Genomic DNA, 25,115 nt, shown 5'->3' with positions numbered 1-25,115 from the left:
CATTTCATTGAGCCACTGCGACGCCGTCGTGTCATCCACCTCCCGCGAGGCCGAGCGGCTGTCGCGTCTGGCGCTGTTGCAGGTCGTCGATACCGATGCCGAGCCGTTCTTCGACGCGCTGGCCGCCGCCGCGCAGGCGATCGCCGGCACGCCGATCGCGCTGGTGTCGCTGGTGGACGAACATCGCCAATGGTGGAAGGCCAATATCGGCCTGCCCGACGCCAGTGAAACCCCACGCGAACTCGCGTTCTGCGCCTACACCATCCAGGACGATGCGGTGATGGAAGTACGCGATGCGCCGGCCGATCCGCGCTTTCGCGACAATACGCTGGTCACCGATGCGCCGGGGATCCGTTACTACGCGGGCGCGCCGATCGTGTTGTCCGACGGCTTGCGCATGGGCACGGTGTGCGTGATCGACCAGCGCCCGCGCGCGCTGGAGCCTGCGCAACTGGCCGCCTTGCAGCAGCTGGCCCGGGTTGCCGCCGAAGGCCTGGAGCAGCGCCGGCTGATGCTGGAACGCCAGGCCGCCAACGAACAGCTGCAGCAACGCCTGCGCGAGAGCGAGGCGTTCCTGGAGCGCACCGGCCGGGTTGCCGGCGTCGGCGGCTGGGAAGTGGATGTGGCCAGCGGCACCCTGACCTGGTCGGACCAGACCTGCCGCCTGCACGATCTGCCGGCGGGCTACCGGCCGACCCTGGCCGAGGGGATCGGCTTCTACCCGCTCGATGCGCGCGCGGTGATCACCGAGGCGGTCGAGGCCTGCGTGCGCGATGGCACGCCCTGGGATCTGGAACTGCCGCTGGTCAGCGCCACCGGCCGGCAGCTGTGGGTGCACAGCACCGGCTCGATGGAGCATGTGGACGGACGCACCCGCCTGATCGGCGCGATCCAGGACGTCACCGACCGCCACCGCGCGGTGGATGCGCTGGCCGCCAGCGAACGCAAGTTCCGCAACATGTTCCAGTACAGCCTGGGCCTGATCTGCACCCACGACATGGATGGCCGCCTGATCAGCGTCAATCCGGCCGCCGCACGCTCGCTGGGCCGCAGCGTGGAGGGCATGGAAGGCCGCTCGTTGCTGGAATTCGTCCGCCCCGAGCTGCATGCCGCCCTGCACGGCTATTTGTCGCGGATGGTGCTAGACGGCCAGGACGCCGGCGTGATCGAGCTGGTCGCCAGCGATGGCAGCCTGCGCCACTGGCAGTACCGCAACGTGCTGGACGTGGAGGCCGACGCCACCATCGTGCTGGCGCATGCCCAGGACATCACCAACCAGTACCAGCAGGAGAAGCAACTGCTGGAATGGTCGTTCACCGACCCGCTCACCAACTGCTACAACCGCCGTTTCCTGGACGAGCTCGACAAGCGCGACCCCAGCGTGCGCTGGGGCTGCATCGTGGTGGATCTGGACAAGTTCAAGCTGGTCAACGACACCCATGGCCACCAGCGCGGCGACGAGGTGCTGGTGCAGATGGCCTGGTTCCTCAACCAGCCGCTGCGCACCCAGGACCGTCTGGTCCGCCTGGGCGGCGACGAGTTCCTGGTGCTGCTGCATCAACCCACCCAGCCGCAGCTGGCGGCCCTGGTGCGCGACTACATGGCCGCCATCGACGAGGCGCCAATCCGGTTCACCCTGGGCACCGCCCTGCGCAACGACGGCGAGGCGCTGGCGGCAGTGGTCGACCGCGCCGACCACTCGCTGTACGCGCTGCGCCGGGCGCGCCGCGGCACCGGCCTCAGCGACCAGCGTGAATAACGCGCGCTGCACCGCTGCAAGCGGCCACTGCCGAAGCTGATCGGCGGCTGACCCCGTCTTCCGTCCGGCGCCCGCAGACGTGTCCGGTGAATACGCGATCGCCTATCATGTAACCGTTTTCAACTACATGGTTTGGAATGGACACCTTCGATCGCACCCAGCTCAGCCCCAAGTGGCAGTTCCGTTTCGATTTCTTCGACCGGCACGGTGGCCCCAAGGACCCCAGTTACAAGAACGCACTGAAGACCTTGAGCTTTGGTGAGAAGGTCAAGGTCGGCATGAACTTCTATGCCTTCTTCTTCGGCGTCATCTACTTCTTCATCATCGGCCTGTGGCGCAAGGCGTTGAGCCTGATCGGCATCAGCGTCGTGGTGAGCATCGTGGCCTCGTTCCTGCCGGCCGCGTTTCAGAATGTGCTGTGGCTGCCGCTGTCGTTGTTGACCGGCATGATCGCCAACTACGCCTATTACCTGGACAAGGTGAAGGGCAGCACCAGCTGGAACCCGTTCGAAGGCATGCGCTGGATCTGAGCAACTGCGTCACCGGTGCGTCGGCCCCTCCCGCCGCCACGCCAGCGTCGCCAAGCCCGGTCACTGACCGGGCTTTTTTTATGGGCCAACCACACCCGGGAACCAAGCCCCTCTCCCCCCGGGGCGATAAGGCTCAGCTTGCGCGCCACCGTCGCGCGTGCCTGGGAGCGCCCGCGCTGCCAGCGCGGGCCGGGGCGCGGAGCGGGGGTTGGGGTGAGGGTCCGGCTCCCTGATACGCGACACGCCCAAGCGTACCTCTCAACCAACCGCGCGCAACGCAGCCAAATCACCCCCAAGCCAGCTCATCCGTCAGCACAACTGACACGTTTCAAAACTGCAGCACCCGGCCACGCACAACAGCCTGATTCAAACGCCTAAAACGCCTGAAACGCCTAAAAACTGCAAGACCCCGCACACTTTGCTGCGCCGCGGTGTGCAGCCGTGGGTCGGGAATGCTTAATCTTTGCCAACCGATGGCACAAAGCGGTACCGGATTTAGATCGATCCAAGTACGCCATTCCCCCGCAAGTGTTTGAAAGGACGAAGTCTTTCCGTCGTACCACCGCCCCGACGAGACGCTTGAATGACCGATTACCGCCGTTGTCGCCCGCAGCAGCTGTCCCGTGCCGTGCTGCTCGCATTGCTGTCGCCTCTGTCCGCCCTGGCCCAGCAGGCCAGCGCCCTGCAACAACTCGATGCCGTCACCGTGACCGGTTCGCGCATCAAGCGCGTCCAGGCCGAAGGGCCGGCGCCGGTGCAGATCATCGGCGCCGAGGAGATCCGCAGCCGCCTGCTCAGCCCGGTCGGGCGCGAGATCGCGGCAGAATACGTGTTCGATTTCTGAGCCGCTGCCCACCTGTCGCAAGCCGCCGTCAGGCGGGTATCGACCGATCGCCGCGTCTGGGGCGTCGGCACGCGTCATCCACCTGCGGCCTCGCCCGCTCTCTCCCCCGAGGTGTCCTGCATGCCCTTCGCCGTTGCATCCGATCGCTCTTCGTCGCATCTCCCATCAATGCCGCGGTGGCGCCGCGCCGCCGCCGGCCTGTGCCTGCTCGGCATGGCGGTGTGCGCGCCGCTGGCCGCGCAGGACCCGGCGCAGGTCAACACCTTCATCGGCAGCAAGGACGACGGCAACACCTTCCCCGGTGCCTCGGCGCCGTTCGGCCTGGTCCAGGTCAGCCCGATCGGCGCGCATTACGCCGGCTGGCGCTACGACGACCCCAGCATCCGCGGCTTCGGCCACTCGTTCCTGTCCGGGGCCGGCTGCTGGGAGCAGGGCGGGCAGGTCTCGGTGCTGCCGGTCACCGGCCGCATCGGCCCGGGCGGCGACTTCGACACCGGCGACGCCAAGGCCTTCGACCAGAAGCGCTATGCCGCCCGTTACACCCATGACGGCGAAGTCGGCCAGGCCGGCTACTACAAGGTGCGGCTAACCGACTACGGCGGCATCGACGCCGAAGCCACTGCGCTCACCCGCGCCGCCGCCGAGCGCTACAGCTTTGCCCCCGGCGCCGATACCGGGCATGTGCTGGTCAACCTGGGCCAGGCCAACGAGCGCCACGTGGTGATCGGCAGCCAGCTGCAGGTGGTCGGCGACCGCGTGGTCGAAGGCAAACTGACCACGCAAAGTTTCTGCGGCGGCCACGAATACACCACCTGGTTCCGGCTGGAATTCGACCGCCCGTTCACCGCACACGGTGTCTGGGGCGAAGACGGCGGCGTGCCCGACGCGCGCCACGGCATGGGTGGCGAACTCAAGCCCAATGGTGCCTGGCTCAGTTTCCCGCTGGGCAACAACAAGAACGCGCGCGCAGTGACCGTGGTCAGCGCCATCTCGCACGTGGATGCCGAAGGTGCACGCAACAACCTGCGCGCCGACGGCATGCTCGGCGGCAAGCTGCTGGGCCTGGAGCAGATGCGCCAGCGCGCGCAACAGGCCTGGCGCAAGCAGCTGGCCAGCCTGCAGCTGGATGGCGCCAGCAACGACGATCGCAGCGTGGCCTACACCGCGCTGTATCACGCCCTGCTGCAGCCGCTGACCGGCAGCGATGCCGATGGCCGCTATCGTGGCTTCGACGATGCGATCCACCGCGCCGATGGCTGGACCTACTACGAGTATTTCTCGCTGTGGGACACCTATCGCTCGCAGAACCAGCTGCTCGCCTTGCTGCAGCCGGCGCGCGCGCGCGACATCGGCCGCTCGCTGCTGGCGATCCATCAGCAAGGCGGCTGGCTGCCGCGCTGGGGCTATGCCAACTTCGATACCAACATCATGACCGGCGACCCGGTGACCCCGTTCCTGGTCGACCTGTGGCGCTTCGGCGCGCTGCAGGACAACCAGGCGCAGGCGTACGCAGCGCTGCGCCAGAACGCCTTCGAACAACCGCCAATCAACTCGCGTCACGCCGGCCGCTCCGGCAACGCCAGCTACCTGGCCAACGGCTTCGTGCAGTACGACCGCGCGTTCCCGTCCAAGGGCATGGACGTGGACCCGCACCACGGCGGTTCGGCCACGCTGGAATACGCGCTGGCCGACTGCGCGCTGGCACAGATGGCGCAGGCGCTCGGCCACCCCGACGACAGCGCGCTGCTGCGCAAACGCGGCGGCAACTGGCACAACGTCTGGGACGCCGGCGTGCGCGATGCCGACACCGGCTTCAGCGGCTTTCCACGGCCCCGGCTGGAAGACGGCAGCTGGTACGCCCCCTCGGACGATCGCTACAGCCCGCGTTCGCAGCACGGCTTCCACGAAGGCACTGCCTGGCAATACCAGTGGCTGGTGCAGCAGGACATCCCCGGCGTGCTGCAGGCCATGCATGGCAGCGAGCAGGCCGGCAAACGCCTGGATGCCTTCTTCGCCTACGACGACCTGCTGAAGGACCCGCTCAACGCCGCGCGCACGCACTGGGTGGTCGGCCCGTACAGCTACTACAACCAGTACCGCTACAACCCCAACAACGAACCGGACCTGCACGCCCCGTGGATGTACACGTTGATCGGCCAGCCGTGGAAGACCGCCACCGTGGTGCGCGCCGCCCAGCAGCTGTTCACCAACGCGCCTAACGGCGTCACCGGCAACGACGACCTCGGCACGATGTCGGCCTGGTACCTGTTCAGCGCGCTGGGCCTGTATCCGGCGGTGCCGGGTAGCGGGCAGTTCCTGCTGCACGCCCCGCGCTTCAAGCGGGCCACGCTGGACCTGGGCAACGGCAAGCGCCTGCGCATCGACGCCCCCGGCGCCGACGGCCGCGCGCTGCAATACGTGGACAGCGTACGTTTTAACGGCAAACCGCAGCCCCGGGTGTTTCTGGACTGGACCCAACTGCAGCAGGGCGGCACGCTGTCGTTCGCGCTGACCAAGCAGCCCCCGACCCAGGGCTGGGGCACGCAGGCAGATGCACTCCCAACCTCGTTCTGCGCCACGCCTGCAACCGCGCCTTGAGCCAACGCTCCTCCCCGGGTTGCGGGGAGTGCGAGGGAAAGCCCTGACGTTGCCGGAGCATGTACTAAAGCCCCTCTCCTGCGGGGCGATAAGGCACAGCTTGCGCGCCACTGGCGCGCGTGCCTGGGAGCGCCCGCGCCTCGTGCGTGGGCCGGGGCGCGGAGCGGGGGTTGGGGTGAGGGTAGGGAGCGGAGCACCTGACCAAGTTGGATAACACCAGGCTTCGCCCGTACCCTCATCCGGCCCTTCGGGCCACCTTCTCCCGATGGGGGAAGGGAGTGGTCAGCGTGCATCCGCAAGCAGTCGTGCAGCACAGGACTGCTACCGCCAGGACTTTCCCGTCGACGATTCAACCTTGAAGGCGCGTGGCGACGCGTTCGTCATGCATGGCACTGAAAGATATCCGGGGCGCCCCTCATACGGCCCTTCTGGCCACCTTCTCCCGATGGGAGATGGAACTACCCAACCTTCGCCAAGCGGCTGTTCCGCCGCCCATACGCCACATACACCACCACGCCCAATACGTTCCAGACCAGGAACCAGCCCTGCGTGGTGCTGGGCAGGCTCCAGAACAGGTACAGGCAGCCCAGGATCGCCACCGGTCCCACCACCCATGCCAGCGGCGTGCGGAAAGCCCGCACACGCGTCGGCTCGCGCACGCGCAGCACCAGCAGGCACGCCGCCACTGCAGTGAACGCGGCCAGGGTGCCGGCGTTGGCCAATGCGGCAATTTCATCCAGGCGTGCCACGCCGGCCAACGCGGCCACCAGCACCGCCGTGAACAGGGTGATCGCCACCGGCGTGCCGGTGCGTGCATTGACCTTGGACAGGCCGCGCGGCAACAGGCCATCGCGCGACATCACGAAGAAGATGCGGCTCTGCCCGTACAGAAACGCCAGCAGCACCGTCGGCAGCGCGATGATCGCCACCGCACCGATCACCAACGCCGCCTTGCCGTGGCCAAGTTCGCGCATGATCAGCGCCAGCGGCTCCGGGCTCTTGCCGAACACGGTGAAGCTCATCGCGCCCACCGCCGACAACGCCACCAGCACATAGATCAGCGTGCAGCCGATCATCGAACCGACGATGCCGATCGACAGATCGCGGCCCGGGTTCTTGGTTTCCTCGGCCGCGGTGGAGATCGCATCGAAGCCATAGAACGCGAAGAAGATGATCGCCGCCGCCGCCATCACCCCGCGCTCCACGCCATCCGGGCCTGCGGTCTTGGGAAAGCCATACGGCATGAACGGCTGCAGGTTGGCGCTGTCGAAGGCCGGCAAGGCGATCGCCACAAACACGCCCAGCGCCACGATCTTCAGCACCACCAGCACCGCATTGAGCGTGGCGCTTTCCTTGGTGCCGGCCATCAGCATGCCGGCCACCAGGAAGGTGATCACCACCGCCGGCAGGTTGACGATGCCGCCGGCGTGCGGCCCGGCCACCAGGGCATGCGGCAGGTTGACCCCCAACCACTGCAGGAAGCCGACGAAATAGCCCGACCAGCCCACCGCCACCGTGCTCACCACCAGCGAGTACTCCAGCACCAGGCTCCAGCCCACCACCCAGGCGATGCTCTCGCCGAGCGCGGTGTAGCTGTAGGTATAGGCGCTGCCGGCGGCCGGCATCATCGTGGCCATCTCCGCATACGCCAGCGCCGCGCAGGCGCACACGATGCCGGCGGCCACAAACGACAGCAGCACCGCCGGGCCGGCCTTGTCCGCGCCCACCCCGATCAACGTATAGATGCCGGTGCCGACGATCGCACCGATACCCAGCGCGATCAGATGCGGCCAACTCAGGCTGCGGACCAGTTGCCGACCGGCCTCGTGCACGGTGACCTGATCGATGGATTTGCGCCTGAGCCAAGACGACATGCGGACCTCGCGGGAATCAAAGAATTCCCGAGTGTCGCCCAACGCGCCGCAGCAAAGCTATCGGTCCAAGGTCATGCGTCGGCGCAAGCATGGCCGCGCAGACACGCCCACCGCGTTATTTGAGCGCGCGCCGCACCTCGCCGTTCCCTGGCCAAACGCGACCGTCCCGCACAATCCCCGCTCACTCAACCGACGGGCGATGCGGTGGACGCACATTGCGATACACCAACTGCACCGCCCACGCGCCCACCAGACCCACCGCGCCGGCGGCAAAGTGGGTCCAGTCGAGCAGGCGTGGCGCCGCCCCGTTGGCATCATGTCCCCAGAAGTTGAACCACAGCAGCACCAGTGCGGTGACCCCGATCCCGATCCAGAACCACAGCCGCGTGCCGCCGATCGCATAGAACCCGAACGGTAAGGCCGCGCCGATCAAAAAGTGCACCGGGAAGAAATACGCCGTGCCGTACGGCCGCATCAGGTACCACACGATTGCCGCAAAGCTGCCGAGAAACGCGAACAAGCCCAGCGCGAACAGACGGGTTTGGTTGGTGGCAGTGGTCATCAGCTGGCCTGGCAGGAACGAAGCCCCACCCTAGCCATGCGCAGGTCACGTTGAGGTCAATGCGCTGCAATCTGCCCGCAACTCCATCACCGCGGCGCTGTCTGGCCCGCTTTGCGCAGCGGCTGCCGCATCCTTTACGGCGCGTTGCAGCCATGCTGTTGAAAGCCAGCACGCGTCTTCAGGCGAGCGTGATACGCCGCCACCGCAGGCAACGCCGGCCGCTCGATCGGGCTGGCAAGCCAGCGCTGCGTCGATAACCCCAACACGATATCGGCCAGGGTGAAGTCCGCTCCGAGCACGAAAGGGCCGCCGCGTTGCAGCTGCGCCTCAAGAATTCCCATGTGCCGATTCCACTCGCGCACGCTCGTGGCAATCGCCTGCACATCGGCATGTGCCGCGCTGCCACGCACCGTGGCCATGAACGCGTACCGCCAGGCGTTATTGAGTTCGGTGGCCTGCCAATCCATCCATTGCTCGACCAGCGCACGTGCAGCGGGAGCCGTCGGCAACAGGTCGGTGCGACCTGCATGTGCGGCCAGATACCGGCAGATCGTGTTCGACTCCCACAGCACCAGATCGCCATCGCGGATCACCGGCACCAGCGCATTGGGATTGAGCGCGCGAAACGCCGGCGTCTCCACCGATGCAAACCCGCTGCCATACGCGTGCAGCGTGTAGTCCAGCGCCAGTTCCTCGCACAGCCACAGCACCTTGCGCACATTGATGGAGGTCGGTTTTCCGTAAAGTTCGAGCACGGTCGGTCGCGGCTTGGGCAGGTCGCTCACCTTAGCGCGCATGCCTGCATCTGCGCAGCAGCCCAGACCGTGGCGCGATGCCAGGCCGCTTCGCACCACCGCCAGGCATCTCGCAAGCTTCGCCCACCTGGGGGTCCGGCGCAGTGCGCGCGCCACCCAACTGCGCCCTGCAGCCGCGCCGACACCGCCGGCCGGCAAGCCGCTGACGCAGCCCCTGCGACCGGCCCGGCTACACTGCGCACATGTCATCCGAATCCCTGATCCTTCTCGGACTGCTCGTCGCAGTCCTGGTGTTGCAGCTGATCGCGCTGCTGCGACGTCCTTCCACCAGCGGCCTGGAGCTGGCGCTGCGCGCCGAGCAACGCGATGGCCGCGGCGAATTGCGCGAGCAACTCGAAGGTCTGGCGCGGCAGCAGGACGGCCGCCTGGAAACCTTCGCGCGCAATCTCACCGAACTGTCCACGCGCACCGACCAGCGCCTTGACCTGTTGCGCGACGCGCTCGGCGAAGATGCCCGCAAGGCTCGCGAAGAAAGCGCCCTGGCGCAACAACGCACCGGCGAATTGCTGACGCTGCGGCTGACCGAATTACGCACCCAGCTCGACGGCTTCGGCCAGCAGCAGGAAACCCGCATCCAGGTGTTCGGCCAGCAACTGACCGAGCTGATCGCACGCACCGACACCCACATGGCTGCCCTGCGCGACGCGCTGGCCGAAGACTCCCGCAAGGGCCGGCAAGAGGCCGGCGAGTCGCAGCAGCGCTTCACCGAGGCCTTGGGCCAACGTCTGACCGAACTCACCCAGCGCAATGAACTGCGCATCGGCGAAATGCGCGCCACGCTGGAACAACAGCTGGCCAACCTGCAGAACGACAACGCCAGCAAGCTCGAACTGATGCGCGCCACCGTCGACGAAAAACTGCAGACCACGCTCAATACGCGCCTGGATGCCTCCTTCAAGCTCGTTTCCGAACGCCTGGAGCAGGTACAGCGCGGCCTGGGCGAAATGCAGCAGCTGGCCACCGGCGTGGGCGACCTCAAGCGCGTGCTGACCAACGTCAAGGACCGCGGCGGCTGGGGCGAGGTGCAGCTGGAGAACATCCTCGAGCAGACGCTGACGATGGAGCAGTACGCGCGCAGCGTGCGGGTCAAGCCCGACAGTGCCGAAGCGGTGGATTTTGCGATCCGCCTGCCGGGGCGTGGCGACGACACCGTGGTATGGCTGCCGGTCGATGCCAAATTCCCGCGCGAGGACTACGAGCGCCTGATCGATGCGCAGGAAAAGGGCGACCTGGACGCGATCAAGAATTCGACCGCGCAGCTGGAGCGCGCCATCCGTATCCAGGCCAAGTCGATCAGCGACAAGTACGTCTGCCCGCCGCAGACCACCGACTTCGCAGTGATGTTCCTGCCTACCGAGGGCCTGTACGCCGAAGTGATCCGCCGCGCCGGCCTGGTCGACCTGCTGCAGCGCGAACATCGCGTGGTGCTGGCCGGCCCGACCACGTTCACCGCCCTGCTCAACAGCCTGCAGATGGGCTTCCGCACGCTGGCGATCGAAAAGCGCTCCAGCGAGGTCTGGCAGGTGCTGGGCGCGGTGAAGAGCGAGTTCGGCAAATTCGCCGGCATTCTCGAAAAGGCCGAGCGGCAGATCAGCACGGTCGGCAAGAGCCTGGGCGAAGCCAGCCGCAAGACCCGCACCATCGAACGCCGCCTGCGCGGCGTGGAAACCCTGGCCAGCGAACAGTCCCAGGCGCTGCTGGACGATGCCGGCAGCGACGACACCGGAAGCAGCAGCGAAGACGACAGCAACGACGAGCAGGAGTGATCCATTGCGTAAGGCGATGCCACACGCCATGACGTAGGAGCGCACCCGGGCGCGACCAGGCATTACCGATAACGCCTCATCGCGCCCGGGTGCGCTCCTACCAACGCAGGCCTCCGGCGTGTCCTCTTGCGCCGATAGCCAGCACGCCACGCAGACATCGCCACCGCGATGCTGGCACCCACCTGGTTCAAGACGAGAGTTTCAACATGGCAACCCGATGGATCCACGCAGTGCTCTGCGCGCTGCTGTTGACCGCATGCAGCAATACCCCGGCGGCCAGGTCGGGCGCTGCGGCGAACGCCCCGCAGCCTCCGCGCGCCGTTTCCGCTGACGCTGCCGAATGCACGGCAAAGGGCGGGCAGCTGCGTCCGGTCGGTCGCATGCAGACGGTGCGTTGCGTGGTGCCGTATGCCGACGCCGGCAAGACCTGCAGTGACAACTCCGACTGCAGCGGCGATTGCCTGGCCACCAGCATCGTGCCGACCGGCACCGCGACCTCCGGCACCTGCCAGCGTGACAGCGACCGCTTCGGTTGCCGCCAGGAACTGATTGGCGGCATGGGCCAGGCCGCGTTGTGCATCGATTGATGGCTGCGAACAGGGTCAAGCGCGCGCACGGGCCGATCAGCCGATCGGGCCGTGCGCGTCGCGGCAGATACCTGCAAGCACCATGAGCCAGCGGCATCGCTCGCTCCACCCTGGCGGTTTATGCTTTCGGCTCCACCTGTCCAGGACGCACCGATGAGCCAGACGCTTTATGACATCCCCGTGGCCCGCATCGACGGTGAGCCCGCCACGCTGGCCGACTATCGCGGCAAGGTGTTGCTGGTGGTCAACGTCGCCTCCAAGTGCGGACTGACCCCGCAGTACGAAGGCCTGCAAGCGCTGTATCGCGACAAGCAGGCACAGGGGCTGGAAGTGCTGGGCTTTCCGGCCAACGACTTCAAGGGCCAGGAGCCGGGCAGCGAGGCGGAGATTGCGCAGTTCTGCCAGCTCACCTACGACGTGAGCTTTCCGATGTTCTCCAAGATCGCCGTCACCGGCGCCGAAACCCATCCGCTGTATCAGGCATTGACCAGCGCCCGCCCGCAGGCCACCGGCGATGGCCCGATGCGCGAAAAACTTGCCGGCTACGGCATCGCACCCAACCCGGCACCGGGCGTGTTGTGGAACTTCGAGAAATTCCTGATCGGCCGCGACGGCCAGGTCATCGATCGCTTCGCCCCCGACGTGCCAGCAGACGATGCGCGCCTGCGTGCAGCGGTGGATGCGGCGCTGGCATCGGCTGCCTGAAGTCCTCTCTACAAGGGCCAGACACCACGCGTGCGCAGCAGTGGCACGCGTGGCCTGAAGCGCACACCGCGGAGCAGGGATTGCATTAGGGATACGGTTAAAAACGGCTGCACCATCTACATTCGACGCTGAAAACAGACAGATGTCTGGAGTGATCTGCACAAGCGCAGGAACACGCTGCGTTTGCTGGCCTGGCCAAACATCATGGCGGTTGCGGATGGACCAGGCTCCGCCAGGCAGCATGCGATTGCACTACTCGATTTTCAGTCACCGGCCGCCCGAGCTGCGAGCAAGCTGCATCCGATGTGGCAGTGCCATCACCGCGAAGGCGACACAACAAGGAACCTGTCGATGCGTCTTATCTTTGTCGCCCTGATGCAGCTTGGCAGTTTGTCGCTACACGCTGCGGAACCTTGCCGCGACCTGCAGACAACCTCGGCAAGTAATGCCTGCTGGAACCAGCAAGTCGGCATATCGCAGGAACGTCTGGACGATTATCTGGCTACCGCGCGCGACACGGCCATTTCCACGTCGGGTGTTCCCGCCGACGCGTTCGACAACGCACAGACGGCGTGGACGACTTACCGCGATCTTCAATGCGGCAATGTGCGAATGCGCTGGCGCGATGCGACAGTCATGCCGGCCAAGGTGGCGAGCTGCATCGTCGACCTCAATGATCAGCGGGCGCACGACCTGTGGAAACACTACCTCACCTATGTCGACCGCACGCCGTCGCTCAGGCCTGAGCCCGCGTTGCGCTCCGGCAAGTGATATCGCAATTGCAATCCAATTCTTCGGTTCTGGTTGCCCGAGGTAATCATCCGCAGACGCAACCAGGCCTCCGGTGACCACCACGCATGATGTTGCGGAAAACAAAAAGCCCGGGAGCGATCCCGGGCTTTTCGTATTACTGCAAACCGCAAGCTCAACCGATCAACGGATCCACTGCGGGATCGGCATCGCATCCACCGGCACAGTGCTGTCCTTGTCCTCGCGCAGGTAGTCGGGCAGCTCGTTGTCCTTCTCGCGATGGCTGCGCAGATCGCGCACGATCTGGTAGTTGCGGCGCTGCATCCACGCATCGCGGGTCAGTGCGTATTCGTCCGGTGCCTGGTCGCGCAGCGAATCCAGCGACATCAGCTGCGAGCGTGTATCCACCAGCTGCAAACCCTGCAGGGCGAAGCGCGCACCGCTGTCGTCGACCTGGCGCAACGGCGACAGCGGAATGTCGCCGCCCAGGCCGAAGGTATCGCGCACGGTGCGTGGGCCGAACAGCGGCAACTCGAAGTAGCGCGAATTGCGCCAGCCCCACACGCCCAGGGTCTGGCCGAAGTCCTCGCTGCGGCGCGGAATACCGGCCGCGGAGGCCGGGTCGAACAGGCCGGCCACGCCCAGCGTGGAATTCATCACGAAGCGGCCCAGCGACTGCACCGCATACACCGGGTGGCCCTGCAGCAGCTGATTGACCATGGTCAGCGGCGTGCCGAGATTGTCGAAGAAGTTGGTCACGCCCAGGCGGGCCGGACGCGGCACCACCTTGGTATAGCCGGTGGCCAACGGACGCGCAACGCCGCGGTCCACCGCCAGGTTGAAGCGGTGCATGCCGCGGTTGTAGCGCTCCCACGGATCGTAGGACGGCGCGTCACCGGGCTGTGCCGGTGCACCGTTGGCGCCGGCCTGCGGGGTGGTGGGGCCATAGAGCGCAGCGAAGTCGTCCTCGGCCGAGGTGGGGGCACCGGCCGTGCCGGCGCCGGCATCGGCGCTGGTCTGGTCGGCAGGCGCCGCCGCGGTGGCCGGCAGGGCGTCGGGTGCGGCAAAGCCGGCGGCGGCCGGCTGCGCGGTCACACCGGCATCGTCGCGTGCCGGCGCCGGCGTCGCATCCGGGGCGGGCGCGGCAGCGGCCGCAGGCGGTGCGGGCTTTGGAGCATGGCTGGCACAGGCGCCAAGCAGCAGGCAGGCCAACAGGGAAAGGGGGCGAAGCTGGGTCATGGGGTGGCGCTCAGGCCTGGAAATCGAAAGTAGGGGACAAACGGTAGGCGGCACGCAATTCGTCCAGACCGGACGCTTCACCCACCACCGTGACAGGACCGGCACCGCTGCTGCGCGCACGCGCAGCCAGTTCGGCCAGCATCGCCACGCCGGCACTGTCCAGGCGTTGTACACCCGACAGGTCCAGCGTGCGAATGCCGTCCAGCTGCGCGATCGCCTGCGGCCAGGCCGCAGTGACCGCGTCGCGGTCAAACACGCCGGTGAGTACCAGCGTGTCGCCATTGCGTTGCACGGAGCTGTTACTTGCCATTGGCCGGTGCCGGACCGACCTGCAGATTGCCGCTACGCAGCTCTGCGGCGACCTTGGCAATACCCTTCTCGCGCAGCGGGCCGTCGAACTGGGTCTTGAAGGTCTGCACGTAGGAGATGCCTTCGATCATCACGTCAAAGATCTTCCACTGGCCACCGACGTTACGCATCATGTAATCGACCGGGGTCGGGTCGTTGCCGGCGCGCATCAGGTCGGTGGAGACCTTGACGCCGCGGTTGCCCGGCAGCGCGCTCTCGGACTTGGCGCGGAAGGTCGGCTTGCCTTCGAAGTTCAGCAGCGCGGTGCCGTAACGCTGCATCAGGTTGTCGGCCAGCGCATCGGCGAACAGCTTGACGTCCGCATCGGAGGCGCCACGGCCGTTGACGCCCAGCACCAGGCGGGCCGAGTAATCGCGGTCGAAGGCCTTGTTCAATTCGCCATTGATGTACTGGCGCAGGGCGGCCGGGTTGCTGCGGAACTCGGCGCGGCGCTGATCCAGCGTGCTCAGGATGCGGGTGCTGCTGTCGATGACGGTCTTGGTCGCCGCGCCCTGCGCAGGCGCGCTGGCGGCAGCCGGCTGCGCCAGCACGGTGGCCGGTGCGCACACCAGCAGGGTCGAGGCCAGGATGGCGGAAAGCAGGGTGGTCTTCATTGATGTGGTTCCGTAGAGGGAGAAGCGGTCTGGGCAGGCGCCGGGGCCTGGCCATCGGCGGCGGCCGGGGCATTGCTGCCACCACCGCCACCACTGAACATGTATTTGCCGACCAGCTGCAGCAGATCCACCGCCGGCTGGGTGAAGCCGATTTCTTCGCCCGGCTTGAGCGTCTCCGGGTCGCCGCCCGGCTGCAGCCCGATATAGCTCTCGCCCAGCAAACCGCTGGTGAAGATGCCGGCCGAGGTATCGGCGGGCAGATCCTTGTATTTGTTGTCCAGCGACAGGGTGACCACCGAGTCGAACTTGGTCGGGTCCAGGCTGATGTCGGACACCTTGCCGATGGTCACGCCGCCGATCTTCACCGGCGCCTGCGCCCGCAGTTGGCCGATCTGGCTGAAGCGCGCGGTCAGCGTGTACTGGCTGGAGCCGAAGCCCCAGCGCTGGTTGGTCGAGGCAACCGCCAGCACCAGCAGCGAGGCCAGGGTCAGCAGCAGAAAAGCGCCGACGGCGAATTCGAGTCGTGGTCCACGCATGGCCATAGTTATTCCACTCACCTAAACAACATTGCAGAAAGGACGAAGTTGAACATCAGCACCAGCAGCGAGGCGTTCACCACCGCACGGGTGGTGGCGATCGAGGTGCCTTCGATGGTCGGCTCGGCGTGGAAGCCCACGTAGGCGGCGACCAATGCGGCCGTGCCGCCGAAGATCGCCGACTTGAGCATTGCCACGCCGAAGTCGTCCCAGAAGTCCACGCTGTTGCTCAACCCCGACCAGAATGTGCCGTTGTCGATGCCCAACACGTGTACGGCCTCGAAGTAGCCGCCGGTGATGGCCAGCGAGCAGAACACGCCGGTCAGCAACGGCACCGTCAGCACCGCCGCCCAGAAGCGCGGTGCCACCGCCTTGGCCACCGGATCGATGGCCATCAGCTCCAGCGCCTTGATCTGGTCGGTGGCGCGCATCAGGCCAAGTTCGGCCGCGATCGAACTGCCGGCCCGGCCGATGAACAACAGCGCAGTCAGCACCGGTGCCAGTTCGCGGTACAGCGACAGTCCCAGCAAGGTGGACAGCGCATCCGACGCACCATAGGTGGTCAGTGTGCGGTAGCCCTGCAGGGTCAGCACCAGGCCGACGAAGGCGCCGCCGACGGCGATGATCGGCAGCGAGCGCGCGCCGACCTTGTAGATCTCGCGCACCAGCTCGGCGATGAAATCGCGCGTGGGCACCGAACCGCGCAGCACGGTCAGCGAGAACAGCCCGGCGCGGCCGAAGGCGCGGATCGAGTCGACCATGGCCATCAGGCAGCACTCCGGTCGCGCCGCGGCGCCGCATCGAAGGCGATCGGGCCATCCGGCTGGCCATGCAGGAACTGCTGCACCAGCGGGTCGGTGCTGTCCTGTAATTGCTCAGGCGTGCCGGCGAACACGATGCCGCCATTGGCGATGACCACCGCCTGGTCGCTGATCGGCAGGGTTTCGTGCACGTGGTGACTGACGATGATGCTGGTCAGGCCAAGGCTGTCGTTGAGGCGCTGGATCAGGCTCATGATCACGCCCGACGCGATCGGGTCCAGCCCGGTCAGCGGTTCGTCGTAGATCATCAGCGGCGGGTCCAGTGCCAGCGCCCGCGCCAGCGCCACACGCCGCGCCATGCCGCCGGACAGTTCGCGTGGCCAGGCATCGGCGGCAGCCAGCAGGCCCACCGCGTGAAGCTTCATCTGTACCAGGCGCTGCAGCACCGGCGCCGGCAGGCGGGTATGCGTGCGCAGCGGCAGCGCGACGTTGTCGGCCACGCTCAGGTCGGTCAGCAGGCCATTGCCCTGCAGCAGCACGCCGACATTGCGACGCATCTCCAGCAGTGCACGGTTGCCGTGCGGGATCGCGCTGCCGAACAGGGTGACCGTGCCTGCAACCGGACGCAGCTCGCCGGTCAGTGCGGCCAGCAAGGTGGACTTGCCGCTACCGGAAGGACCGAGCACGGCCGTGATGCTGCCGCGTGGTACGTCGAGCGAGACGTCGCGCAGGATCGTGCGACCGCCGCGATCGATGCGGACACCGGACAACTGCACGACAGGGGATGCGGACGCCGTCATCGAAGCCTTTAACAGAATTCCAACGCGATAGAGTAGCCGTCATCCGGCTGAACATAACCGAACCGACGCGTGCAGTATTGTCGCATGACGCCTGTACCGCAGCAGACGCATTACGGCTGATACGCGTGCAACAAGCCGTCTCATGCATGACGCAACGCAATCTTCGAATGCGCGGGTGTTGTGGCAGGTATGCCCTATGTGGATGATCGGATTCCCGGCCGACCATGAGCACAAAATGGACTTACTGACCCTGGAGCACTTTGCAGGCAGCGTCAACGACACGTTCTCTGCCGCATTGAACGAAGGCGAGGTTCCATTCGTGCTGGTGGAGGCACGGCCGTTGCCCACCAAGCACGCAGTCCATCGCGCGCCGTTTTCGCTGCTGTTTCGCAACAGCTCGGCATTCCTGTTTCCGCAGCAGACCTATCGGTTACGTCACACGCGGCTTGGCGAGATCGGCATCTTCCTGGTGCCGGTGGCACGCGAGCGCGACGGGTTCCTGTATCAGGCGATCTTCAACTGAGCTGCGTGACCGCGTCTGCTTCGGCGCCGCGCCAATGCATTGCCAGATGCGTATCGCCGGAATCGCCGGCGACAAACCCCAGACGCGCATACAGACGTTGGGCGGCTGGATTGGCATGCAGAACGTGCAGCGATACCTCGCATCCCGCTGCACATGCGCCTGTTTGCGCCTGCACAATCAACGCAGTGCCGATGCCTTTACCGCGCCATGCCGGCATCAGGCTGATATCGATCACTGCGTGTTGCGACGGTGCGCGCTGCAGATACAGCCGGCCGATGCGTTCGTGCTGCCACTGCACGACCATGAAGTCCGCATCGGGAAAATGGCGCAGATAATGCGCGCGCTGCAGGGCGAACTGCTGATCCAGAAACGCGCGCTTGGTTGCGTCCGGCCAGGGCACCTGCGCCAGCTCTTCGCTGCGCGTGCTCGCGTAGAGATCCTGCAGCCAGGGTAGATCGGCATCCTGCTCGGCCCGCAATGCGATGGCATGCGCATCCGGTACAGCGGCCTGGCCTGCGCCCAACGATGCTGTCATCACCTTGCTGGAAAGCAGGCGTGCCATGACGTCAACCGAAGTCTGGGTAGTCGCCGTACAACGCAATGCAGAAGTTCACTGCCAGATAGGGCTGCTGGTTCTCGTGCGCTACGCCATTGCCGGTTGGCAGCAGCGCGGTCGGCGAGAACTGCGTATCAGGCTGCGTCACCGTCACGAATGGACGTGCGGTGCTGCTGCTCATCGTCGACAGTGCCGCACCATTGGCGGGTGTGCCGGTCTTTTTGGTCGAGTCCGCTTGTGAAAATGCGTTGATGCCGTGTTGGTGCGGCGGAATCTGATTGCTCAGCAGGCTCACCCCGGCTGTGCCGAACGTGTCACCACGCTGCCGGTTGCTCAGTCCGCCGCCCTGGCCTTGCTGGGAGCCGGCGCGCGCGCAGAAGTTGGGCAACTGGAACGTACTGGAGCCGTTGCCGCCGTAGGCGACACCCAGCAGCGAGTACAGCGCAGTGTTCTGAACGATCGGCAATGTGGCGCCATTGCACAGCGCCCAGCCGACGGGATTGAAATCGAAGCCAAACAGCTGGATTTCGCCGGTATAAGGTTCGGTCATGAACACATTCCTCCGATGGAACGGGTGGGCGTCGCGATGAGCGCGCGGTGCGCCGAATCGATCAGCTCTGCTGTGGAAAAATGCCGGCGGTGGAGATGCAGTACTGCACCGTCAAGGTCGGCATAGTGTTGTCGTGCGCCTGTCCGCCGCCGGTGATCGTCGTCGATTGCGTCGCCATCGGCGCTGCCGTGGCACCGGTCGTATCGGTCGCGTAGAACACGTCGCCGGTCACTGTGCCGGGCAGCAATCCCGCAGGCGCGGTCGCGGTGGCGGCAGTGGGTGTAGCGACCAGCGTGTGCGTGTGCGCCGGCATCTGCAGGCTGTTGAGCGTCACCGTTTCGGTGCCAGAGGTCTGGGCAATGACGTAGTTGCTCAGACCAGGGCCCTGGCCCTGGTGCAGCGGCACGCGTCCGCGCAGGTCCGGTACCGCAAAGGTGTTCTGCCCGTCGCCGCCATAGAGCGTGCCTATCAGCACGAACAGGGTCTCGTACTCGGAGATCGACAGCAGGCTGCCGTCGCACGCCTGCCAGCCCTGCGGGGTGCGGCCGAAGCCGAACATGCGGATCTCGCCGATGAATGGAGTGGCCATGGTGTCCTTCCTGGTCTGTGATGCCGCGCCGTCATCGGCACGCAGCGTGTAGAAGTGCCGGCGAACTAGCTACGCGAGGGAAAGATGCCGGACAGCGCAATGCAGAAATTGATCGTGGTGTAAGGCTGCATGTTTGGATGCGGTTGGCTGCCGCCGGCAGGGCCTACCGACTTCGGGTCCAAGGACACCAGCGTCCCCGGTGCCGCATAGAGCGCAGTGGCCGGACCCGTGGTGCTGGCATTGTTGCCGAAGTTGCGGCCAGAAGGACTGCGGTTATTGCCCGCGGTGCTGGTGGATTCCAGCAGGTGGGTATGTGCGGGCAAATTGCTTGGCAGCAGCGTCACGTTCTCGCTGCCAGCCATCTGGCCCAGTGGCGGCACCGGGGGTTGCCAGCTCGGATCCGTTGACGGTGCGAAGCCGATGGGCGTGCGCCCGCGCATGTCCGGCAAGCCAAAGGTAGTGCGGCCGTCGCCACCGAAACGCGTACCAAGCAAGCTGAAGAGTGCCTGGTTTTGATTGACCGGCAGCAGTTGGCCATTGCACTGCGCGAAATACTTGGGCGCAAACACAAAGCCGGTCATCATGATCTGACCCAAGAAGAACTCACTCATGCGGACTTCCTTCCCGTAAGTGCAACGTCGACTGCGTGTCGGAATAATTTGCACAGATACATGTCATGTTTGAATAGAGCAAGTCTCAACTATTCAGAATTGGAATGAAGTATTAAGTTTTTGTTCTTTATTCGTTAGTCAGTTCCTGTTCAAATACCCTCGCAATGTCGAAGGGAGCAATCCCACTAGGGCGACGTTGTCTTCAGGCACGAGGATCGTTGCCGGCGCCGGGGATGGCGCGCTCCAGGGGTGTGGACAGTGAATAAGCAACGTAGGTTTCCAGCGGACGCCACTGGTGGCCGCGCACGTTTGGCCGTGATGTTTGTCCTGTTCGCGATGATGCTCTTGGCGCCAGGCTGGGCGATGGCGCAAGCCTCGACCTACTGCCCGACGCTGAACGCCACCGTGGTGCAGGGCGGTTCGGTACAGATCGACGTGACGACCTGCGATGGCACGGGAGCAGACGATATCGGCATCGGCTGGAACGGCGTGCAACCCCCGCACGGCACGCTCGTGGTGCCCAATCCGAGTGGTGCGCAGGGCACGCAGATCGTCACCTACACCCACAACGGTGACAGCGCCACCAGCGATACGTTCCCGCTTGAAGATGGCCGGGGCGACACCATCACCGTCAACATCACCATCACTCCTAACCAGCCGACGCTGTCGATCAACAACGTGTCGGTGAACGAGGGCAATGCCGGCACCACCAATGCCACCTTCACCGTCTCGCTCAGCCAGCCGGCCGGCACCGGCGGCGTCAGCTTCGATATCGCCACCGCCGACGGCACCGCCACTGCCGGCGTGGACTACGTTGCCTCCAGCCTGACCGGGCAGACCATTCCCGCCGGCAGCAGCAGCGCCACCTTCACCGTGCTGGTCAACGGCGACACGCTCAGCGAGCCGAACGAGACCTTCTTCGTCAACGTCAGCAACGTCACCGGGGCGAGCGTGGGCGATGGCCAGGGCCAGGGCACCATCGTCAACGACGATGCGCTGCCCGCACTGTCGATCGACGACGTCAGCGTCAATGAAGGCAACAGCGGCACCACCACGGCCACCTTCACGGTGAGCCTGAGTGCGGCCAGCGGCCAGACCGTGTCGGTCAATTACATCACCGCCGATGGCACCGCCACCGCCGGCAGCGACTACGCCGCCCGCTCCGGCACGCTGACCTTCGCGCCGGGCGTTACCGCGCAGGGCGTGGCGATCACCGTCAATGGCGACACCGCGGTCGAACCCAACGAGACCTTCAGCGTCGGCCTGTCCGGCGCCAGCAACGCGAGCATCGCCCGCGCCACCGGTACCGGCACCATCGTCAACGACGATGTGGTGGTGGTGGTCGGGCCGGCATCGCTGCCGGCGGCGACCGCGGGCAGCGCCTATAGCCAGACCCTGAGCGCCAGCGGCGGCACCGCGCCGTACACCTTCGCCATCACGGCCGGTGCGTTGCCGGCCGGGTTGAGCCTGAGCGCTGGCGGCGTGCTGTCCGGCACGCCCACCGCCAGCGGCGGCTTCAACTTCACCGCGACCGCCACCGACAGCGGCGGCAGCCCCACCAGCGGCGCCCGTGCTTACACGCTGACCGTGGCCGTGGCCACGACCACCTTCCCGGCGACTAGTCTGCCGGCCGGCACCGCCGGCCAGGCCTATTCGAGTGCGCTTAATCCGGCGACCGGCGGCGTTGCGCCGTACACCTACGCCGTCACCGCCGGTGCCTTGCCGGCGGGCATCACGCTCGACGGCAGCAGCGGCGCCCTGACCGGCACCCCCGGCAGCGTGGGCAGCTTCAGCTTCAGCGTGACCGCTACCGACAGCACCACAGGCACGCCGTCGCAGGCCACACGTAGCTACACCTTGACCATCGCTGCGCCGCCGATCGTGGTCGCGCCGTCCGCGCTGCCGGCCGCCACCCGCGGCACCGCCTACAGCCAGACGTTGAGCGCCAGCGGCGGCACCGCGCCGTACACCTACGCGCTCGCCAGCGGCACGTTGCCGGCAGGTATCACCCTGGCCAGCAACGGCACGCTGTCGGGTACCGCCACGGTGGAAGGCACCTTCAACTTCACCGTGACCGCGACCGATGCGGGCAGCTTCACCGGCAACCAGGCCTACACCCTGACTGTGGCTGGCCCGAATCTGGTCTTGCCGGCGAGCACCTTGCCGGCAGGCACGGCCGGGCAGGCGTACTTCGCGGCGATCACGCCGGCCACCGGCGGCACTGCGCCTTACACCTATGCATTGACCGGCGGTGTTCTGCCGGCGGGTGTGGTGGTGGACGCGGCCACCGGCGCGCTCAGCGGCACGCCGACCGTGGCGGGCACGTTCAACTTCACCCTGACCGTGTCCGACAGCACACCCAGCCCGGCGGCGCAGGCCAGCCGCAGCTACACGCTGACCATCGCGGCACCTGTGGTCGTGATCGCGCCCACCACGCTGCCGGCCGCCACCCGCGGTACCGCCTACAGCCAGACCCTGAGCGCCAGCGGCGGCACCGCGCCGTACACCTATGCAGTCAGCGCGGGCAGCCTGCCGGCCGGCATCACGCTGGCCAGCAACGGCACGTTGTCGGGCACCGCCACGGTGGAAGGCAGCTTCAACGTCACCGTGACCGCGACGGATGCGAACACCTTTACCGCCACGCAGGCCTATGCACTGACCGTGGCCGGCCCGAACCTGGCGTTGCCGGCCAGCACCTTGCCGGCAGGCACGGCCGGGCAGGCGTACTCCGCAGCGATCACGCCGGCCACCGGCGGCACGGCGCCTTACCGCTATGCACTGACTGCGGGCGCCTTGCCCAATGGCGTGGTTGTCGATGCAGCGACCGGCGCGCTTAGTGGCACGCCGACCTTGTCCGGCACCTTCAACTTCACCCTGACCGCGACCGACAGCACCCCGAGCCCGGCTGTGCAGGCCAGCCAGAACTACTCGGTCACCATCGCGGCGGCAACGCTGGTGCTGGCGCAACCGACCCTGCCACCGGCGGTGCGCGGCAGCGCGTACAACCAGGTGCTGACGGCCAGTGGCGGCATTGCGCCCTATCGCTACAGCATTGCCAGCGGCACGTTGCCGGCCGGCCTGACGCTGGCCAACGACGGCACGCTGTCGGGCACGCCGACGACGCAGGGCACCTCTTCCTTCACCATCGCGGTGGCCGATGCCGGCAATGCCAGCGCCACCCAGGCCTACAGCTTCACGGTGAGCGATGCGGCGCCGGTGGCGGTGGCGGATGTGGCGGCCACCATGTCCGATGCTGCGGTGACGGTGGCGGTGACCGCCAACGACACCGGCAACATCACCACGATCGCCATTGCCGCTGCGCCGACCAACGGCACCGCCGTGGTCAACGGGCTGGAGCTGGTCTACACGCCGGCTGCCGGTTTCGTCGGCACCGATGTGGTGAGCTACACGGTCACCGGCAGCGGCGGCACCTCGGCGGCGGCCACCGTGACCATCGCGGTCAACGCGCGGCCGGTTGCGGTGTCGGTGACTGCGGCGGCAGTGCCGGGCGAGGCGCAGCAGGTCGACCTGACCCGCAATGCCACCGGCGGGCCGTTCGTGGCGGCGGCCGTGGTCGCGGTGCTGCCGGCCTCGGCCGGTACCGCCACCATCACCCAGGTTGGTGGTCTCGCCACCGCGGCGGCGGCACGTGCTTCGGGCCCGTCGCCGGCGGCTGCTGCAATGGCCGAGACGCCGACCTTCATGCTGACCTTCACCCCGAACCCGGCCTTCGTCGGCCAGGCCACGGTGCAGTTCACCTTGTCCAACGCGTTCGCCACCTCGGTGCCGGCCAACGTGGTGTTCACCATCGCGCCGCGCCGCGACCCCAGCGTGGATGCGGAAGTGCGTGGCCTGATCGATGCGCAGTCCGAGTCCACGCGGCGTTTTGCGCGGGCGCAGATCGACAACTTCCAGCGCCGTCTGGAAGCCACCCATCGCGGCGGCAGCACCTTCAGCAACGCGGTGAGCTTCCAGCCGACCTCGCATTGCCGCCAGGCCGACCGCGGCATCAGTGCGCAGCCGTGCAGCCCGGACACGCAGGAGGCCGACAACGACTTCCGCGATGCGCCTGCAGTGGCCAGCAGCGGCACCAGCACCGCGCAGGGGCAGGGCGATCTGGGGCTGTGGGTGGGCGGTGCGATCCGCTCTGGCAGCCTGGACAAGCAGTCCAACAGCAACGGCGTGGACTTCCAGACCGACGGCCTGAGCGTGGGCGCCGATTACCGGGTGGCGCAGTCGCTGGCGATCGGTGCGGGCCTGGGTTGGGGCCGCGACGACAGCGATGTGGGCAGGAACGGCAGCCACTCCAAGGCCACCGCCTACACCATGGCGCTGTATGCCAGCTTCCATCCGGGCAAGGCGTTCTTCTTCGACACCCTGGTCGGCTACCAGCTGCTGTCCTACGACCTGCGCCGCTATGTCACCGACGACGCCTCGATGGCCGAAGGCAACCGCGACGGCAAGCAGTGGATCGCCTCGCTGTCCACCGGTGCGGACCTGCAACGCGGCGAGCTGCAGATCACCCCGTATGCGCGTTTGGATGTGGCGCGCGCCACGCTGGATGGCTATGTCGAAGATGGCGTGGCGCCGTTCGCGCTGCGCTATGACGACATGGACGTGGCCACCACCACCGGCAACCTGGGCCTGCGCCTGGAATGGCGCCGCGAAGTGGCCTGGGGCCGGCTGACCCCGCAGTTGCGCGTGGAATATCAGCGCGACTTCCAGGGCCGCGGCGATGCCACGCTGAGCTACGCCGATCTGAACGGCGGGCCGTTCTACCGTGCGGGCCAGAGCGCGTTCGATCGCAACCGCCTGATGGTGGGCATCGGCGCGGCGTTGCTGACCGAGCAGGGCCTGTCGACACGGCTGGAATACCGCGGCATCACCGATGGCGACAGCAACAACGATCAGACCTGGATGATCAACCTGGAAAAGAAATACTGATCGTCTCTAGCGTCGTGCACCAAGCCACCGCGATGGGCCGGGCGAAGACCCCGGCCCATCGCTTTTTGTGATGCCGCCGCAGGGGTATTGCATGGCGGCGCCGGCGCCTGGAGGCGCGTTGGTCGACGGTGGCTTGCAGCGATATCGCCGAGTGCCGCGGCCGCGCGGCATCGCAGGCAATCCGCAATCCGCTCGTGCCTGCTGCGTTCGGGTGCAGTAGCTCCAGCGTGTTGGCCGTCATCGCCATCGTTGGC

22 protein-coding genes and 1 pseudogene are annotated in these 25,115 nt (G+C 66.5%); 10 read left to right on the top strand and 13 right to left on the bottom strand.

The annotated features are described in order from the left end of the window. Positions 1-28: 28 nt before the first annotated feature. From ABQY74_RS20550 to ABQY74_RS20535, 4 genes and pseudogenes are all read left to right on the top strand, one after another. Positions 29-1,759, top strand: a complete 1,731-nt coding sequence (locus ABQY74_RS20550) for a diguanylate cyclase (protein ID WP_372469989.1) — start codon at positions 29-31, stop codon at positions 1,757-1,759. A 137-nt stretch (positions 1,760-1,896) separates the two neighbouring features. Then, positions 1,897-2,289 (top strand): DUF2628 domain-containing protein, encoded by a 393-nt coding sequence (locus ABQY74_RS20545; RefSeq protein WP_016902101.1) that lies wholly within the window; start codon positions 1,897-1,899, stop codon positions 2,287-2,289. Positions 2,290-2,872: 583 nt separating this feature from the next. Continuing rightward, positions 2,873-3,079: pseudogene (locus ABQY74_RS20540) on the top strand (hypothetical protein); the annotation flags it as partial. A 174-nt stretch (positions 3,080-3,253) separates the two neighbouring features. Next, entirely contained in the window at positions 3,254-5,731 is a 2,478-nt protein-coding gene (locus ABQY74_RS20535; RefSeq protein ID WP_349792750.1) for a GH92 family glycosyl hydrolase, read from the top strand. Between the two features lie 458 nt (positions 5,732-6,189). Here the strand turns inward: ABQY74_RS20535 and ABQY74_RS20530 are convergent, their stop codons facing one another. From ABQY74_RS20530 to ABQY74_RS20520, 3 genes are all read right to left on the bottom strand, one after another. Continuing rightward, positions 6,190-7,605 carry an amino acid permease gene (locus tag ABQY74_RS20530; protein WP_065046939.1) on the bottom strand — a complete coding sequence of 472 codons (1,416 nt, stop codon included), beginning with the start codon at positions 7,603-7,605 and terminating at the stop codon, positions 6,190-6,192. Between the two features lie 181 nt (positions 7,606-7,786). After that, positions 7,787-8,167 carry a hypothetical protein gene (locus ABQY74_RS20525; protein ID WP_016902107.1) on the bottom strand — a complete coding sequence of 127 codons (381 nt, stop codon included), beginning with the start codon at positions 8,165-8,167 and terminating at the stop codon, positions 7,787-7,789. 134 nt (positions 8,168-8,301) lie between these two features. Continuing rightward, positions 8,302-8,922, bottom strand: a complete 621-nt coding sequence (locus ABQY74_RS20520; RefSeq protein ID WP_104555859.1) for a glutathione S-transferase family protein — start codon at positions 8,920-8,922, stop codon at positions 8,302-8,304. Positions 8,923-9,212: 290 nt separating this feature from the next. Here ABQY74_RS20520 and rmuC point away from each other — a divergent pair, with 290 nt between their 5' ends. From rmuC to ABQY74_RS20500, 4 genes are all read left to right on the top strand, one after another. Further along, a complete protein-coding gene (gene rmuC / locus ABQY74_RS20515; protein WP_196246504.1) occupies positions 9,213-10,748 on the top strand; it encodes a DNA recombination protein RmuC in 1,536 nt (511 codons plus the stop codon). Between the two features lie 182 nt (positions 10,749-10,930). Next, positions 10,931-11,335, top strand: coding sequence for a hypothetical protein (locus tag ABQY74_RS20510; RefSeq protein WP_349793118.1), 405 nt, complete (start codon positions 10,931-10,933; stop codon positions 11,333-11,335). A 153-nt stretch (positions 11,336-11,488) separates the two neighbouring features. Beyond that, positions 11,489-12,040: a glutathione peroxidase gene (locus ABQY74_RS20505; protein ID WP_065046943.1), complete on the top strand. Its 552-nt coding sequence runs from the start codon at positions 11,489-11,491 to the stop codon at positions 12,038-12,040. A gap of 351 nt (positions 12,041-12,391) precedes the next feature. Continuing rightward, on the top strand, positions 12,392-12,811 hold the full coding sequence (locus tag ABQY74_RS20500; RefSeq protein WP_039529523.1) for a lysozyme inhibitor LprI family protein: 420 nt from the start codon (positions 12,392-12,394) through the stop codon (positions 12,809-12,811). Positions 12,812-12,973: 162 nt separating this feature from the next. Here the strand turns inward: ABQY74_RS20500 and ABQY74_RS20495 are convergent, their stop codons facing one another. Genes ABQY74_RS20495 through ABQY74_RS20470 form a run of 6 tightly spaced genes read right to left on the bottom strand, consistent with a single transcriptional unit; the run spans position 12,974 to position 17,088 of the window. Continuing rightward, entirely contained in the window at positions 12,974-14,029 is a 1,056-nt protein-coding gene (locus tag ABQY74_RS20495) for a VacJ family lipoprotein (RefSeq protein ID WP_104624486.1), read from the bottom strand. Between the two features lie 10 nt (positions 14,030-14,039). Next, positions 14,040-14,339 (bottom strand): lipid asymmetry maintenance protein MlaB, encoded by a 300-nt coding sequence (locus ABQY74_RS20490; RefSeq protein WP_104595933.1) that lies wholly within the window; start codon positions 14,337-14,339, stop codon positions 14,040-14,042. After that, complete coding sequence (locus ABQY74_RS20485; RefSeq protein ID WP_016902124.1) at positions 14,329-14,991, bottom strand: phospholipid-binding protein MlaC; 663 nt, start codon at positions 14,989-14,991, stop codon at positions 14,329-14,331. The genes ABQY74_RS20490 and ABQY74_RS20485 overlap by 11 nt, the downstream gene beginning before the upstream one ends. Further along, positions 14,988-15,533, bottom strand: a complete 546-nt coding sequence (gene mlaD / locus ABQY74_RS20480; protein ID WP_065033280.1) for an outer membrane lipid asymmetry maintenance protein MlaD — start codon at positions 15,531-15,533, stop codon at positions 14,988-14,990. The genes ABQY74_RS20485 and mlaD overlap by 4 nt, the downstream gene beginning before the upstream one ends. 11 nt (positions 15,534-15,544) lie before the next feature. Continuing rightward, positions 15,545-16,294 carry an MlaE family lipid ABC transporter permease subunit gene (locus ABQY74_RS20475; protein WP_016902129.1) on the bottom strand — a complete coding sequence of 250 codons (750 nt, stop codon included), beginning with the start codon at positions 16,292-16,294 and terminating at the stop codon, positions 15,545-15,547. Further along, positions 16,294-17,088 carry an ABC transporter ATP-binding protein gene (locus ABQY74_RS20470; protein WP_054592475.1) on the bottom strand — a complete coding sequence of 265 codons (795 nt, stop codon included), beginning with the start codon at positions 17,086-17,088 and terminating at the stop codon, positions 16,294-16,296. The genes ABQY74_RS20475 and ABQY74_RS20470 overlap by 1 nt, the downstream gene beginning before the upstream one ends. 235 nt (positions 17,089-17,323) lie before the next feature. Here ABQY74_RS20470 and ABQY74_RS20465 point away from each other — a divergent pair, with 235 nt between their 5' ends. Beyond that, entirely contained in the window at positions 17,324-17,611 is a 288-nt protein-coding gene (locus ABQY74_RS20465; RefSeq protein WP_102255219.1) for a hypothetical protein, read from the top strand. Here the strand turns inward: ABQY74_RS20465 and ABQY74_RS20460 are convergent. From ABQY74_RS20460 to ABQY74_RS20445, 4 genes are all read right to left on the bottom strand, one after another. Beyond that, positions 17,604-18,173 carry a GNAT family N-acetyltransferase gene (locus tag ABQY74_RS20460; protein WP_051750116.1) on the bottom strand — a complete coding sequence of 190 codons (570 nt, stop codon included), beginning with the start codon at positions 18,171-18,173 and terminating at the stop codon, positions 17,604-17,606. The two genes, ABQY74_RS20465 and ABQY74_RS20460, sit on opposite strands and share 8 nt — an antisense overlap. Positions 18,174-18,177: 4 nt before the next feature. Continuing rightward, the gene (locus ABQY74_RS20455) at positions 18,178-18,717 is read right to left on the bottom strand and encodes a phage tail protein (protein ID WP_039518205.1); all 540 of its coding nucleotides are present in this window, start codon (positions 18,715-18,717) and stop codon (positions 18,178-18,180) included. Between the two features lie 61 nt (positions 18,718-18,778). Next, positions 18,779-19,306: a phage tail protein gene (locus ABQY74_RS20450; protein WP_104595935.1), complete on the bottom strand. Its 528-nt coding sequence runs from the start codon at positions 19,304-19,306 to the stop codon at positions 18,779-18,781. Between the two features lie 65 nt (positions 19,307-19,371). Beyond that, on the bottom strand, positions 19,372-19,917 hold the full coding sequence (locus ABQY74_RS20445; RefSeq protein WP_104555831.1) for a phage tail protein: 546 nt from the start codon (positions 19,915-19,917) through the stop codon (positions 19,372-19,374). A gap of 318 nt (positions 19,918-20,235) precedes the next feature. Here ABQY74_RS20445 and ABQY74_RS20440 point away from each other — a divergent pair, with 318 nt between their 5' ends. Next, entirely contained in the window at positions 20,236-24,861 is a 4,626-nt protein-coding gene (locus ABQY74_RS20440; RefSeq protein ID WP_349792745.1) for a putative Ig domain-containing protein, read from the top strand. The last annotated feature ends 254 nt before the right edge of the window (positions 24,862-25,115 follow it).

Source organism: Xanthomonas sp. WHRI 7064, assembly GCF_040202355.2.
Lineage (GTDB): Bacteria > Pseudomonadota > Gammaproteobacteria > Xanthomonadales > Xanthomonadaceae > Xanthomonas > Xanthomonas arboricola.
The sequence above is the reverse complement of the archived record's forward strand: the minus strand, read 5'-3'. Positions and strand labels throughout refer to the sequence as shown.

Coding starts and splice junctions, on each gene's coding strand:
- ABQY74_RS20445 (WP_104555831.1), bottom strand. CDS start 19,917: ATGAGTGAGTTCTTCTTGGGTCAGATCATGATGACCGGCTTTGTGTTT.
- ABQY74_RS20535 (WP_349792750.1), top strand. CDS start 3,254: ATGCCCTTCGCCGTTGCATCCGATCGCTCTTCGTCGCATCTCCCATCA.
- ABQY74_RS20470 (WP_054592475.1), bottom strand. CDS start 17,088: ATGACGGCGTCCGCATCCCCTGTCGTGCAGTTGTCCGGTGTCCGCATC.
- ABQY74_RS20500 (WP_039529523.1), top strand. CDS start 12,392: ATGCGTCTTATCTTTGTCGCCCTGATGCAGCTTGGCAGTTTGTCGCTA.
- ABQY74_RS20475 (WP_016902129.1), bottom strand. CDS start 16,294: ATGGCCATGGTCGACTCGATCCGCGCCTTCGGCCGCGCCGGGCTGTTC.
- mlaD (WP_065033280.1), bottom strand. CDS start 15,533: ATGGCCATGCGTGGACCACGACTCGAATTCGCCGTCGGCGCTTTTCTG.
- ABQY74_RS20440 (WP_349792745.1), top strand. CDS start 20,236: ATGTTTGTCCTGTTCGCGATGATGCTCTTGGCGCCAGGCTGGGCGATG.
- ABQY74_RS20460 (WP_051750116.1), bottom strand. CDS start 18,173: ATGGCACGCCTGCTTTCCAGCAAGGTGATGACAGCATCGTTGGGCGCA.
- ABQY74_RS20505 (WP_065046943.1), top strand. CDS start 11,489: ATGAGCCAGACGCTTTATGACATCCCCGTGGCCCGCATCGACGGTGAG.
- ABQY74_RS20465 (WP_102255219.1), top strand. CDS start 17,324: ATGGACTTACTGACCCTGGAGCACTTTGCAGGCAGCGTCAACGACACG.
- ABQY74_RS20490 (WP_104595933.1), bottom strand. CDS start 14,339: ATGGCAAGTAACAGCTCCGTGCAACGCAATGGCGACACGCTGGTACTC.
- ABQY74_RS20455 (WP_039518205.1), bottom strand. CDS start 18,717: ATGACCGAACCTTATACCGGCGAAATCCAGCTGTTTGGCTTCGATTTC.
- ABQY74_RS20525 (WP_016902107.1), bottom strand. CDS start 8,167: ATGACCACTGCCACCAACCAAACCCGTCTGTTCGCGCTGGGCTTGTTC.
- ABQY74_RS20530 (WP_065046939.1), bottom strand. CDS start 7,605: ATGTCGTCTTGGCTCAGGCGCAAATCCATCGATCAGGTCACCGTGCAC.
- ABQY74_RS20485 (WP_016902124.1), bottom strand. CDS start 14,991: ATGAAGACCACCCTGCTTTCCGCCATCCTGGCCTCGACCCTGCTGGTG.
- ABQY74_RS20545 (WP_016902101.1), top strand. CDS start 1,897: ATGGACACCTTCGATCGCACCCAGCTCAGCCCCAAGTGGCAGTTCCGT.
- ABQY74_RS20495 (WP_104624486.1), bottom strand. CDS start 14,029: ATGACCCAGCTTCGCCCCCTTTCCCTGTTGGCCTGCCTGCTGCTTGGC.
- ABQY74_RS20450 (WP_104595935.1), bottom strand. CDS start 19,306: ATGGCCACTCCATTCATCGGCGAGATCCGCATGTTCGGCTTCGGCCGC.